The organism is Maribacter spongiicola, from assembly GCF_052119685.1.
Classification (GTDB): domain Bacteria; phylum Bacteroidota; class Bacteroidia; order Flavobacteriales; family Flavobacteriaceae; genus Maribacter; species Maribacter spongiicola_A.
Map to the genome: position 1 here is coordinate 135,124 of NZ_JBGQOO010000005.1, position 12,605 is coordinate 147,728.

At 34.6% G+C, this 12,605-nt stretch carries 11 protein-coding genes and 1 tRNA gene; 5 read left to right on the forward strand and 7 right to left on the reverse strand.

The window, feature by feature from the left end:
• Position 1: 1 nt before the first annotated feature.
• Positions 2–874: a M23 family metallopeptidase gene (locus ACEN2N_RS10345; RefSeq protein WP_441824250.1), complete on the reverse strand. Its 873-nt coding sequence runs from the start codon at positions 872–874 to the stop codon at positions 2–4.
• A gap of 838 nt (positions 875–1,712) precedes the next feature.
• Between ACEN2N_RS10345 and ACEN2N_RS10350 the strand changes: the two genes are divergently transcribed.
• The 3 genes from ACEN2N_RS10350 (at position 1,713) to ACEN2N_RS10360 (ending at position 5,268) form a co-directional block, all read left to right on the forward strand.
• Positions 1,713–1,898 carry a Sec-independent protein translocase subunit TatA/TatB gene (locus ACEN2N_RS10350; protein ID WP_441824251.1) on the forward strand — a complete coding sequence of 62 codons (186 nt, stop codon included), beginning with the start codon at positions 1,713–1,715 and terminating at the stop codon, positions 1,896–1,898.
• A 334-nt stretch (positions 1,899–2,232) separates the two neighbouring features.
• A complete protein-coding gene (locus tag ACEN2N_RS10355) occupies positions 2,233–4,770 on the forward strand; it encodes an OmpA family protein (RefSeq protein WP_441824252.1) in 2,538 nt (845 codons plus the stop codon).
• Between the two features lie 321 nt (positions 4,771–5,091).
• Positions 5,092–5,268 (forward strand): DUF6747 family protein, encoded by a 177-nt coding sequence (locus tag ACEN2N_RS10360; protein WP_441824253.1) that lies wholly within the window; start codon positions 5,092–5,094, stop codon positions 5,266–5,268.
• 101 nt (positions 5,269–5,369) lie between these two features.
• Here ACEN2N_RS10360 and ACEN2N_RS10365 read toward each other — a convergent pair whose 3' ends face one another.
• The 3 genes from ACEN2N_RS10365 to ACEN2N_RS10375 form a co-directional block, all read right to left on the reverse strand.
• Complete coding sequence (locus ACEN2N_RS10365) at positions 5,370–6,371, reverse strand: DUF4837 family protein (protein WP_441824254.1); 1,002 nt, start codon at positions 6,369–6,371, stop codon at positions 5,370–5,372.
• A gap of 12 nt (positions 6,372–6,383) precedes the next feature.
• A complete protein-coding gene (locus ACEN2N_RS10370) occupies positions 6,384–8,012 on the reverse strand; it encodes a LysM peptidoglycan-binding domain-containing protein (RefSeq protein WP_441824255.1) in 1,629 nt (542 codons plus the stop codon).
• Positions 8,013–8,131: 119 nt separating this feature from the next.
• Positions 8,132–9,322 carry a phosphoglycerate kinase gene (locus tag ACEN2N_RS10375; RefSeq protein WP_441824256.1) on the reverse strand — a complete coding sequence of 397 codons (1,191 nt, stop codon included), beginning with the start codon at positions 9,320–9,322 and terminating at the stop codon, positions 8,132–8,134.
• Between the two features lie 124 nt (positions 9,323–9,446).
• Between ACEN2N_RS10375 and ACEN2N_RS10380 the strand changes: the two genes are divergently transcribed.
• Both ACEN2N_RS10380 and ACEN2N_RS10385 read left to right on the forward strand, forming a co-directional pair.
• Positions 9,447–10,607 carry a DNA polymerase III subunit gene (locus ACEN2N_RS10380; RefSeq protein WP_441824257.1) on the forward strand — a complete coding sequence of 387 codons (1,161 nt, stop codon included), beginning with the start codon at positions 9,447–9,449 and terminating at the stop codon, positions 10,605–10,607.
• A gap of 6 nt (positions 10,608–10,613) precedes the next feature.
• Positions 10,614–11,012 carry a DoxX family membrane protein gene (locus ACEN2N_RS10385; protein ID WP_441824258.1) on the forward strand — a complete coding sequence of 133 codons (399 nt, stop codon included), beginning with the start codon at positions 10,614–10,616 and terminating at the stop codon, positions 11,010–11,012.
• A 48-nt stretch (positions 11,013–11,060) separates the two neighbouring features.
• On the opposite strand, the gene ACEN2N_RS10390 is transcribed toward ACEN2N_RS10385, so the two are convergent.
• The 3 genes from ACEN2N_RS10390 to ACEN2N_RS10400 form a co-directional block, all read right to left on the reverse strand.
• Positions 11,061–11,134, reverse strand: a tRNA-Cys gene (locus ACEN2N_RS10390).
• 88 nt (positions 11,135–11,222) lie between these two features.
• On the reverse strand, positions 11,223–11,594 hold the full coding sequence (folB, locus tag ACEN2N_RS10395) for a dihydroneopterin aldolase (RefSeq protein ID WP_441824259.1): 372 nt from the start codon (positions 11,592–11,594) through the stop codon (positions 11,223–11,225).
• Positions 11,595–11,638: 44 nt separating this feature from the next.
• Complete coding sequence (locus ACEN2N_RS10400; protein ID WP_441824378.1) at positions 11,639–12,586, reverse strand: PorP/SprF family type IX secretion system membrane protein; 948 nt, start codon at positions 12,584–12,586, stop codon at positions 11,639–11,641.
• Positions 12,587–12,605: the final 19 nt, after the last annotated feature.

Sequence of the window (12,605 nt, forward strand, 5' to 3'; positions counted from 1 at the left end):
ATTAATTAAAGTCAATATAATTTAAAGGATCAATAGGTGTTCCGTTATCCCAAAGCTCAAAGTGAAGATGTGGTCCAGTAGTAAGTTCACCAGTATTACCAACTGCAGCAATTACTTCACCACCTCTAACAATATTACCTTGATATTTTGATAATGAACCATTATGCTTGTATACACTTAACAATCCGCCTTCGTGTTCAATTATAATTACATATCCGGTGTCTGCCGTCCATTCAGAAAAAATTACCGTGCCATTTGCAATTGCTTTTACAGGACTGTCGGTTACAGCGGTAATATCGACTGCATAATGCTTTTCATTTGCATTGAAACCCATAGAGATTGATCCTGAAACAGGAGTAAACAATACTAGATTTTTCTTGTCAATCGTTCGTTCGAACAAGTTATACTTATCTTCAAGAGCAACTTCTGCCCTTAACAATGAATCTTCTTTTATCGGATTCAAATCTACTGATGCAGGGTCTAATTTGAATTGTTGAAAAAGAGAGTCTCTATTCACAACCGTATTTTCGATATCTCCTTTTAATACCATACGAATATTATCTAAATACTTATTGGTATAATTCAAGGTTTTAACCAAAGAGTCTGTTTTATAGGTAAGTTCAGTCGCTTCTCTTTTAAGTCTAGTCGAAGAATAACCTGGTATATATTCTCGCAGAGGAGTAAAAGCGATTAGTAATGTGGTGAGTCCGATTAAGGTTATCATAAAAAGTGACCCTGTAACAAAAACATTGAGCCTACTTAATTTAAAAGAAATTTTCTCTTCAAAAGTACTTTCGTTTAGTATTACCAAACGGTACTTGTGAAGAAGTTTCCTTTTTATTTCTTTTCTTTTCTTGACTTTCTTTTTGGCCATCTTAACAAAGATAAACTTAGAATTTAATTTTAGACCTTCTTTGAAATGATTAATTTAGAAAGAGAGGCTTACCTAGTTACGTTTTTTAATACAATTTTAGTTCATCCAGTCTACTAATTGTTTTATGCTAACTTCCAAAATTTACAATCAATAAAAGTATCACTAAACTATTTTCATTATTTAAGAACGCAAAAATTCTATTTAATTAATTTTTCCTTAAAGACTAAACATCGTAGTTTTTAGGATATTCAACTAGTCAAACTACTAGTTAGTAAATCAAAAATAGATACATTCGAATTTCCTTTTAAAGCATCTAGATTTAAACTAAAAATGCTTAAACTTGAGATTTTTCAAACTCATACTGAAATCATGCATAAGTTAAATAAAACTATAGGCTAAATCGCAGTACTTGTATTTTTTATAGTCCTACATCTGTAAATTCTCTATTTAATGAGATTTACACTGAATGCAAATTATATCTGGCATGGTACGTTTGGTGTATTGTTACCGTTTAAAATCAATCCAAAAAAAATATGAGCACTTCATCATAAAGCATTATCCAACTTAGGTATTCACAAATCAGGGATTCACAGTATATTTGTTACATATAAACTAATCACAAAGATTACTGGCGTAAAGTGCCCACGTTCTTTTAACTAAAAACATAATTAAAATACCAAATGGTATTCAGTTTATTGTGGAATTAAAACCTACTGCCGCCGAACATTATATAATTAGTTGTTCATCAATCTGCTAAAATATCAGTACTTGAAGTTAATATTAGCAGCAAACTAATAACTTTTTAGTATCTTTGATTTCTATTTTAAATTATAGTCTTATGACAATATTATCTACTTTTTTGGCCATAGGCGCTCCACAAATTATATTAGTGGTAGTCGTAATTCTACTATTATTCGGAGGCAAAAAGATTCCGGAACTAATGAGAGGTTTAGGTAGCGGAATAAAAGAATTTAAAGATGCCTCTAAAGAGGATGAAAAACTAGAAGAAAAGAAAAAGGATTAAGTAAAATATTAACTCCAAAATAAACTTTGTAAAGCCCTGTATATCAGGGCTTTTTTTATGGACTGAAGTCCATGCTACAATACTCGTCCATAAATTAAGTGGTAGTGCATTTATATACATGCATTTTATCGGCTTTTTATGGGGATGAACGACAATGAAGCTACTAAATACTATTCATTCACGACAAAAATACCATCTTTCACAACAATTAATATTTAGAATATCTCTTTACCGCTAATTTCGTTAGACATATAGTACTAAACTGCCAAAACCAACCGTTGGAACTATACTTAAAACCCCAGTTGAATTTTTTATTCAACAAAGAATTATGTCTATGAGAAGTGTATTAAATTTATTTTTTCTGGTCTTTATCGTTTTTGCCCAAGCGCAAGATTTTCAAGACGAACTTGAGTCCGAGGTTAATAATTCCATTGATAGCCCAGTGGTTAATGAAACTGCGGAAGATGACAAAGCGGCATTTCAAAGAGCAGCAGAAGAGTTGTCTATTCCTTATAGGGCTTTTCATGATATTGAAGAAACCGAGAATGGGTACTATGTAATTTCTGGCACTTTTTCTAAAAGCAAAAATCTTAACTCTCAAATTAAAAAACTTAATAAAAAAGGTTTTAATGCAGGATACTTTCAAAATCCTCAAAACCAACTATACTATCTTTATTTAAATCATTATACGTCTTGGGAAGATGCCATAAGCGATTGTTCTACACAATTCAATAATCGTTATGACGATGAAGTTTGGATTCTAAAAATGATCAACAGTAATTCATACACTGTATCTGAACCAGAATCATTATCAGAATTGCCAACAGTATCTGAGATAGAAACCAACACAGCTTTTAGGGCAACACCAACAACTGAACTAGCATTAGCTAGTGAAAATTTACTAGAAACAGAATCTATACCTGTGGAAGATGTTTCTTATGAAATGCTTTCTTCGTCAAAAGAGAATGACCCAGCGGTTAAATCAAAGCTTATAAAAAGAGCCGATGAATATTTTGATAAAATGTGGTATGCCGAAGCAGCTAAAATTTATGAGCAAGCCTTATCTAAAGGAGAAAAAGCATATACCTATGATGTATTGAAGAAAGCGGGAGATGCGCATTACTTTAATACTGATATGGAAAACGCATATAAGTGGTACAACATATTATATACTAAATATGAGTCTGATATGAGTTCAGATTACTTATTTAAATATGCACACTCTCTAAAAGGTATTGGAAACTATAAAAGATCAAAACGTCTATTAAAACTGTACAATAAGAAATTAGCCGGAGAAGAAATAGATCAAGATACCGAACAGAATGAAATAGTTTTAGACGGTTTATTGAGAATGGAAGAGAAATTTGATATCGACAACCTGAACATAAATTCAAAGTATTCAGAATTCTCGCCTATGTATTATGGTGAAGATGAAATGGTTTATGCATCTGCAAAAGATTCTTCCATATTTACTACTAGAAAATACAAATGGAACAATCAGCCTTATTTAGACCTGTTTGTTGCTAAGGTGAACGAAGAATCACAAGACTTTAAAGATGCCATTAAATTTTCTAAAAAGATTAATACAAAGTATCATGAAGCTTCTGTTGCTTTTTCTCCTGATAATGAAACCATGTATTTTACAAGAAATAATTATGGTAAAAAATTAAAGCGTGATAAGAACGGAATTAACCACCTTAAAATTTATCGTTCTAAGAAAATAAATGGAGAGTGGTTAGAAGCTGAAGAAGTATCATTTAATAGTGACAGCTATTCTACTGGTCACCCAGCCTTAAGTACAGATGGCAAACAATTATACTTTGTGTCTGATATGCCTGGTAGCATTGGTGAAACTGATATTTTCGTTGTAGATGTACTTGAAGACGGATCATTTTCTTCACCTCGAAACCTTGGTCCTGAAATAAATACAGAACATAAAGAAATGTTCCCTTTTATTAATGACAAGAAACTATACTTCTCATCTGATGGTCATGTTGGTCTAGGCGGATTAGATGTTTTTGAAGTTGCCTTTGACGATGAGGCTGGCTTTTTAGAAGTCCGCAATGTCGGTAAACCTGTAAATAGTAAGAAAGATGATTTTTCTTTTATAGTGGATGAAGAAACTCAAAAAGGATACTTTGCATCTAACCGCGATGGTGGTAAAGGCGATGATGATATCTATTCTTTTAAAACATTACAGTTAGAAGAAATACCAACCAGTATAAATGCTATATCCGGTATAGTAACCGAGTTAATAACTGGAGATTTAATGCCAAACGCATTAGTTGAATTACTTGATGAGAATAACATCAAACTTAGAGAAATGGAAACCGATGATACTGGTAACTTTATTTTCGAAGATTTAGATGCCGATACGAGATATGTATTGAAAACTACTAAAGGCAGCTATTTTGATGACACTAGAGAAGCAGCTACAAAAAATAATGAGATTGTTAATGTAGATGTATCAATGAGAAAACTTAACGATATGATCGCTGTTGAGAATGGCATTAAAAAGCTTAAAACAGAAATGATTCACTTTAACTTCGATAAATCGTATATACGTGACGATGCTGCTGTAGAACTTAATAAGCTAGTAGAAGTAATGAACGACTCCCCTAATATGGTCATTAAAATTGAATCTCATACTGATTCAAGAGGTGATGGTGTATATAACAAGTACTTATCTGACAAGCGTGCCAAATCTACCAGAGATTATATCATAGCTCAAGGTATTGATCCAAGTAGAATTGAAAGTGCAATCGGATACGGTGAAGAACAACTGATAAATGATTGTGATGGTACTGTTCGCTGTACAGAAGAACAACATTACCTTAACCGTAGATCAGAGTTTATTATCGTAAATATGTAATATAAAATGACATCAATAAAAAAGGCCCGCTAAATAGCGGGCCTTTTGTTTTATAATACATGTAAGTTGTTGTAACTATATAAAGTTAAGTGCTTCTTACTGTATCGACCAGAACTGCTTTCTATTTATCTGTGATTTTATACGCTATGTCGATATTCTAAAACATGTAGATAATGTAGTTTATCTATCATTTTTACTGTTGATAGATCTCATTTTCAACCTACTACATCTTATAGAATAATTTGCCCTTTTAACTAATCTTTTCAATAAAGGCATTAAGATTGAACATCTTTACCTGTATGAACTCCTAAATCATTGAACATGGAAAAAATTACTATTGTTAAAGAAATTTATATTGAAGCTTTCAAAAACTGGAGAAGCTACATTTTAGAGCATTACTTCAAAGTATTCTCTTGGTTGTGTTTTATACTAATAGCTTTCGCTGCATATGCTTTAGTTTTTAGAGTATCTACAGGGTTTTCTTTTAGTAATATATAACAAATACAACTTCTAGGTTTGTAATGATATACGAACCTATTTCACATAAAAAAGGCTCAGGATATTCCTGAGCCTTTTACTTTTATTAAAGAATATGATAATTATTTCTCTTCTGTAACATTAAACCTCACCGATTTCATAATCGCTTCTAGTTCGAACATGTAATCTCTTTTTTGAGTTGCAGGCGCAAAAACAAATCCTTCTAATATTAATTTGCGGTTGTTTTCTTTATCGTTAATTATATAGGTCAAAAACGGACCAGCCATAGGGTAAGCAGACATTTCCCATATACCCCTTACTTCTGCGGCTTTATTTCCTGAAACCTCAGAAGGGAAGACATATGGAGAAAAAGCTTTTTCTGTAATCATATGGTTTTGCTTGCCAGGTATATCTTCGCCACCAATATATAGACTGCCAATTGAATCGCGCATTTTTATAATATCTTGTACAAAAGTAGAATCGTTCTGAAAACTATCCCCAGGCATAGTATAAGCAATAATATTCATGTTCCCTTTTTGAATCTGGCGATCTATCCACACAAAATTATCTTCTTCTCTACCTACTCTATAAATAGAAGGTATTTTCATTGAAATATCGAATTTCTCTTCTAAAGCTTTTTCTTTATTCAATGATATTTGAAATCGTTTTTGAGCTTTTTCAATTTCCAACGTCTTAAAATCGGCAATAAAATCTGGAGCTGTTTTTTTAATGTTAGCAATCAATTCGTCTCTATTGCGACCTTTGATTACTCCCACTTTTTGCGGCTTTGAATACATATTGGTTTTCATGTGTGCAACGTTTAAGGTGTCTTCCATCACATAAAGCACAGAACTTGTATTACGAATTGAGCCCGTAAAAATTTGTTGGGGAATTTGAGTAACACTAAATAGTGCCTCGTCCCATGTTAACCCCTGTGCAGCTGCAGTATAGTTTTCACGAATGGCGTCGCCGACACTACTATTCCATAAATCATTATCGATAACTACCGTCAAGGTATTCATTGCGCCCACTGACTCTGGTAGGTAATCTGCCTTACCATCTTCTTTACAGGCGATCGACAATCCTAAAATTGCTAAAAAACAAAGTAAAATTCTTTTTTTCATTGGTGTTTTGGTTTACGATGAACAGTCGCACAATTTAAGTTTAGTGCCTAGCTTTAGGTTATTACCACTAATACCGTTCCATTTTCGTAAATTTTCGATAGTTACCCCAGGATATTTTCTAGAAATCGTCCATAAAGAGTCTCCACTTCTAACTTCGTGTGTTTTAGAATTACTGGCAACAGCAGTTCTAGTCGGTGTTTCCTTCGGTTTTACAGAAGAACTAGAGTTGTGTTTAGGGTAAATGGTTAATCGTTGCCCAATACGTAAATTATTACTTCGTAGTCCGTTCCATTGTTTTATCTGGCTAACGCGAACACCATAACGTTCTGCAATTTTGCCAAGAAAATCGCCATCTCTGACCCTGTATTGAATACTATTCTTATCTGCTTGTTTAGTAATCTCTGCAATAGGACTTTCTTTACTTGCCAATTCTTTTTCTACATGGGCGTAAATAGCTTCTTCATTTGCTACAAATTTTCCCATTTTATGAACCGGTAATCGCAATGCATGTATTTTTCCTTCTACAAAAGGTATAACGTCTAATTTATAAGAAGGGTTCAATACTTTAATCTCTTCCTTATTAATACCGGTCATTTCAGAAATCTGATCAAAAGTAATCAGTCCTTTTACATGAATGGTATCTGTCTCAAAATACGCGCGATCTGCTTTCTTAGATTTTAAGCCATGCTCTTCTGCATATTCGAAAATATACATGGTAGCTTGAAAAGCTGGTACATAACCTGCGGTCTCTCTTGGTAGATTTTTTCTGATATTCCAATAATTACGTTGTCCGCCACTGCGGCGAATTGCCTTGTTTACGTTACCCGGACCTGAATTATATGCCGCCAAGGCTAGATCCCAATCGTCGTATATTCTATGTAATCTATTTAGATAATTAGCTGCTGCTGCTGTAGATTTTATTGGATCACTACGTTCATCAACATAACTATTGATGTTCAATTTCATTTCTTTACCGGTACCGTACATAAATTGCCATAGACCAGTTGCCCCTACTCTAGAACGTGCTTTCGGATTTAAGGCAGATTCAACAATAGACAAGTATTTCATTTCTAGTGGAATGTTCTTGTTGTCAAATTCTTGTTCGAATAAAGGAAAGTAAAACTGACTAATGGTTAGCATACGCTCCATTAATCCTCTTTTTCTCGTTAAAAATGATCTAATAACGCTTTCTAAAGATGTATTGTACTCAACGTTGAAAGGTGTTTTAGCATTCAGTTTTGCCAAACGCATTTTTAAGGTATCTGTAGGTAGGTCTAAAACGAACGTAGAAACTGTATCGAGTTCCATTACTTCTTCGTACATTTCTTTGAAGAGCGGGGCCGCATCTACAAGTTCTTTCATCCAAAGGCTATCGAACTTTGCAGCTAACTCATGATCTTGAAGATCATAAGAAGAAGATTCTGTTGGCTTGAACAACGTTAACTTTTCGGTCGCGGAGCCTTGCACAATATCTATCTGCGTTATGGGCACCACGTTGTTTAATGAGTCATTAACAACTGTAGTGTTACTATTCAGAGAATCTACTGCCTTTAGTGTAGGGTCCTTTTGTTGGGCCAATGCTAACATTGGAACCAAGGCTAATCCTAAAAAACAAGAAAAATTATAGGCTATTTTATTCATAATGGGGTAAAATACGTTAACGGAACAAACGAAAATCGCACATTTTTTAATGAGAATAAAATAAATTCTCTTAAAATGCACAAATTTTCGTCATACGCCGTTTATCGATAACCCCTGTACTACGCTAATATCGCAGCGATCCCAGGTAATGTTTTTCCTTCTAAACTTTCTAACATTGCTCCTCCGCCTGTTGATACATAGCTAACTTTGTTTTCAAAGCCAAATTGTTTCACTGCCGCAACCGAATCTCCACCCCCAACTAAAGAGAAAGAACCTTCTTTTGTAGCTTCGGCGATATAATTACCGACAGCAATGGTACCTGCAGCAAATTTCTCCATTTCAAAAACTCCGATTGGTCCATTCCAAAGAATTGTTTTAGAAGCTAAAATCACTTTTTTGAAATTTTGAAGTGTATCTGGTCCGGCATCCAAACCTTGCCATCCGTCAGGTATTTTATCAACATCGACCACTTGTGTATTTGCATTGGCATCAAAAGCATCGGCAGCAATTACATCTACAGGTATATGAACCTTAACACCTTTCTCTTTGGCCTGCTTAAGAATTTCCATGGCTAGATCCATCTTATCATCTTCACAAATAGAATCTCCTACTTTACCGCCTTGGGCCTTTATAAAAGTATACGTCATACCACCACCAATAATTAGGTCGTCGATTTTATCAAGTATATTTTCGATAATCGTAATTTTAGAAGAAACTTTTGCTCCCCCAAGAATCGCCAATACTGGTTTCTCGCCAGTAGCCATAACCTTATCGATCGCTTCTATTTCTTTAGCCAATAAATAGCCGAAACATTTAGCCTCTGGAAAAAACTTAGCTACAACAGTTGTAGATGCATGCGCACGGTGAGCCGTACCAAAAGCATCATTTACATATATATCACCTAGTTTTGAAAGTTTTTCCGCGAAAGCTTCATCACCTTTTTCTTCTTCACTTTGAAATCTAAGATTCTCTAATAAAAGTACTTCCCCACTTTTTAAATCAGCTACCGCTTTTTCAGCTACTTCACCAACACAGTCCCCAACGAACTTTACGGTTACACCTATAGCCTCTGAAACAGCATCTACGATATGACTTAAAGATAAATCAGTATTAGGTTTACCGTCTGGTCTGCCCAAATGACTCATAAGCACAGCGCTACCGCCATCTTCCAACACTTTTATAATTGTAGGCTTAGCCGCCTCAATTCTAGTGTTATCGGTTACTTCAAATTTATCGTTCAATGGAACATTAAAGTCCACTCTTATTAAGGCCTTTTTATTGTCAAAATTGAAGTCGTTCAATACTTTCATGTGATTTTACTTTTGTTAAGTAACAAATGTAAAGATTAAAAGGCTTTTGATAAAGAGCTAAATAGGATAATTTACACCCAATACTAGTAAATTTGTTGCACTTTAAACAACTATATTTGAATCTATGTTATTCAATGAAATTTTAGGACTTTCACATATTAAAAAACACCTGGCCTCTAGTGCCGATGCAGGTAGAATACCACATGCGCAATTATTTGTAGGTCCAGAAGGCTGCGGTTTATTGCCAATGGCGTTGGCTTATGCCCAATATATTATATGCCAAAATGTAAATGGAGACAACAGCGGTGGTAATGATGCCTGTAATTTAAAATTCAAGTCTTTCGCGCACCCCGACGTTCATTTTGCTTTTCCTGTTTCCAATTCAGACAAAGTAAAATCTCATGCAGTAAGCAACCATTACATGAAAGAATGGCGAGAATTTATTAGTGATCAACCTTACGGAAATCTTTTTGACTGGTATCGCCATATTGAAATAGAAAAGAAACAGGGACAAATTGGTGTAGATGAAGCCCAGGATATTGTAAAGAAACTATCCTTAAAATCTTATGAGGGCGGGTACAAGGTGATGTTAATTTGGATGGCTGAAAAGATGAACACCGCAGCTTCGAATAAATTATTGAAGCTTATAGAAGAACCGCCAGATAAAACGATTTTCTTGCTTCTTTGTGAAGATGAAGAGCAAATTATACAAACTATAAAATCTAGATGCCAAGTAGTTCATTTTCCACCTTTGGCAGAAGATGCTATCGCCACCGCCTTAACTGAAAAAGGTGCTAGTAAGCCAGAAGCAATGCTATTGGCCCACGAGGCAAATGGCAATTACAATAAGGCACTTGACCTCCTAAATAAGGATTCTGAAGATTTAGTTTTCGAAAATTGGTTTGTACAATGGGTTCGCACCGCTTTTAAAGCAAAAGGCAATAAAGCTGCCATTCATGAATTGTTATTGTGGAGCGAAGAGGTTGCAAAAACCGGTAGAGAAACGCAAAAGAACTTTCTAAGCTACTGTATTACGGTTATGAGACAGGCGCTTATGATCAATTATGGCGCTGAAGAACTTGCGTACTTAAAAATACATGCCGAAGGATTTCAGTTGAAGAAATTTGCGCCTTTTGTACATGAAAACAACATTTTAGATATCACTAAAGAGCTGGAAGATGCTATTTACCATGTGGAGAGAAATGGAAATTCTAAAATCATATTTACCGATTTATCTATTAAACTAACTAGACTGCTTCATAGAAAAAAGTCTGAACTTAAATAAACCACCATGAATACAGTATTGAATAATGCCACTGAAATTTTATTGCTCTTATTTTTAATTATCACCTTTTTACAAAGCGGATTTGATAAAATTACAGATTGGAACGGAAATATATCTTGGCTAAAAGAACACTTCTCTAAAACGCCTTTCAAAAATGTGGTGCCATTATTGGTCGGTACTATTTTGGTTACCGAAGTAGTTGCCGGCATATTATGTGTAGTAGGTGTATATCAAATTCTAAGCGCGGGAGAAACTAGTACTGCGCTATATGGCGCAATATTATCAAGTGTAACATTGCTTATGCTTTTATTCGGACAGCGAATTGCTAAAGATTACGAAGGTGCCAAAACCATTGCAGTCTATTTTATACCAACTATTCTGCTTGTATTTTTACTTCAATCGTAAGGAACGTAAAATTATAGAAAACAAAAAACCCTTCTATTAGAAGGGTTTTGGAGGCATCGAGCGGATTCGAACCGCTGTACAAGCTTTTGCAGAGCTGCGCCTAGCCACTCGGCCACGATGCCATTTTTTAGCGAGAGCAAAAATAAACAATTATCCCAATCTAAGCTGCATTAAAAACCAAGAAATTATATTTATTTAAGGTCGGATAGTTTACTGTACCGATTGTCCTCTTTGTAAATTTAATGAAACCGTTACCTTTTCTACATCTCCGTTTATAGGCGGATTGATTTTAGAAACAGAAACCATTGCATTATCTACGGTCGGAAGTTCAATAAAAATTCGGTCGATTATTCTTTTTGCAACATGCTCCAATAACTTAGAAGGCGTTGCCATCTCTTGCTTTACAATTCTGTTGATATGTACATAGTCAACAGTATCTTTTAACTGATCGGAAACTGAGGCTTTTATTAAATTTGTGTCTACGGATACGTTTACCAAATAATCACTGCCAATATTAGTTTCTTGAGGCAAACACCCGTGGTGGGCATATGCTTTTATATTCTCTAATTGTACTTTACCCATTCGTTATATTCTGGAGGACAAATTTAATGAATCTCCATGAAGGATTAATATGTACAACGACAATTACTGATACCTTGAAATAAATCTACCCCTAGGGTGATGACATGCGTACCAGAACTATAGCCAAGAAGTTCATTAAGAATAACTTGGTAAGAATATCCGAAGTAAAAATTACTTTTCTTTAGACCTGCTATAGGAGCGATATAAAGCGGATTACCAATTTGATCATTCAAAAAACGATAGTTAATACCTGCGTAGAAATAATCTTCAAAATCGTAAAATCTGAATTTCAAGTTTAAATCGGTAACAGAACGCCCGTCACTTTCGAATAATTGAAACAAAATAGAAGGTTCAACCTCTACCTTGCTAGTTCTTTTCTTCATGTATCTGTAACCTGTATACACGTAATAGTTTCTTAATCTATTAGGCTCGTATAAAGCGTTGAAATTACTTAAATCCTTATCTAAAACATTAGACGCGTTGATACTGAAATAAAATTTGTCATATCTGTATAGTGCCCCAATATCAAAGTTATGGTTTGTAGTAGCTTTATCGCCAACATACGCAGGATCTGCAATTAGATCCGGATTCGTATTATCAATTCTAAACTGGTTAAAATTATACGAGATACCGAATGATAAAAACTCATCATCGTAACGATCTAAAGTAAGGTGGTGCGCAAATGAAAAGCGAGCTCCTTGTTGCTTTGTTTCACCATTACTGTCATTATACAATAACATACCTATACCAGATTTTTCACCAATACGCATATCGGCTGCTAAAGACTGTGTATCGGGAGCATCTTTAATGCCAACCCATTGGGTAAGTCCGTTAAGTCTAATTTTAACGTGGTCGCCGATACCTGCATAGGTTGGTGACATTACAAAAGGGTTATCGGCAAGGTATTGCGATAATTGAGGTATCGTAAGCTCCTGCCCTCTTAGGGAGAGTACGCTTATAAATAATACCAGTGTCAAAAGACTGTTCCGCATCATCATTTTAGGTTAAGTT

What these genes read in the sequence shown, in the direction of transcription:
- ACEN2N_RS10370 (WP_441824255.1), bottom strand. Translation starts at nt 8,012, where the DNA reads ATGAATAAAATAGCCTATAATTTTTCTTGTTTTTTAGGATTAGCCTTG.
- ACEN2N_RS10380 (WP_441824257.1), top strand. Translation starts at nt 9,447, where the DNA reads ATGTTATTCAATGAAATTTTAGGACTTTCACATATTAAAAAACACCTG.
- ACEN2N_RS10355 (WP_441824252.1), top strand. Translation starts at nt 2,233, where the DNA reads ATGAGAAGTGTATTAAATTTATTTTTTCTGGTCTTTATCGTTTTTGCC.
- ACEN2N_RS10365 (WP_441824254.1), bottom strand. Translation starts at nt 6,371, where the DNA reads ATGAAAAAAAGAATTTTACTTTGTTTTTTAGCAATTTTAGGATTGTCG.
- ACEN2N_RS10385 (WP_441824258.1), top strand. Translation starts at nt 10,614, where the DNA reads ATGAATACAGTATTGAATAATGCCACTGAAATTTTATTGCTCTTATTT.
- folB (WP_441824259.1), bottom strand. Translation starts at nt 11,594, where the DNA reads ATGGGTAAAGTACAATTAGAGAATATAAAAGCATATGCCCACCACGGG.
- ACEN2N_RS10360 (WP_441824253.1), top strand. Translation starts at nt 5,092, where the DNA reads ATGGAAAAAATTACTATTGTTAAAGAAATTTATATTGAAGCTTTCAAA.
- ACEN2N_RS10345 (WP_441824250.1), bottom strand. Translation starts at nt 874, where the DNA reads ATGGCCAAAAAGAAAGTCAAGAAAAGAAAAGAAATAAAAAGGAAACTT.
- ACEN2N_RS10400 (WP_441824378.1), bottom strand. Translation starts at nt 12,586, where the DNA reads ATGCGGAACAGTCTTTTGACACTGGTATTATTTATAAGCGTACTCTCC.
- ACEN2N_RS10350 (WP_441824251.1), top strand. Translation starts at nt 1,713, where the DNA reads ATGACAATATTATCTACTTTTTTGGCCATAGGCGCTCCACAAATTATA.
- ACEN2N_RS10375 (WP_441824256.1), bottom strand. Translation starts at nt 9,322, where the DNA reads ATGAAAGTATTGAACGACTTCAATTTTGACAATAAAAAGGCCTTAATA.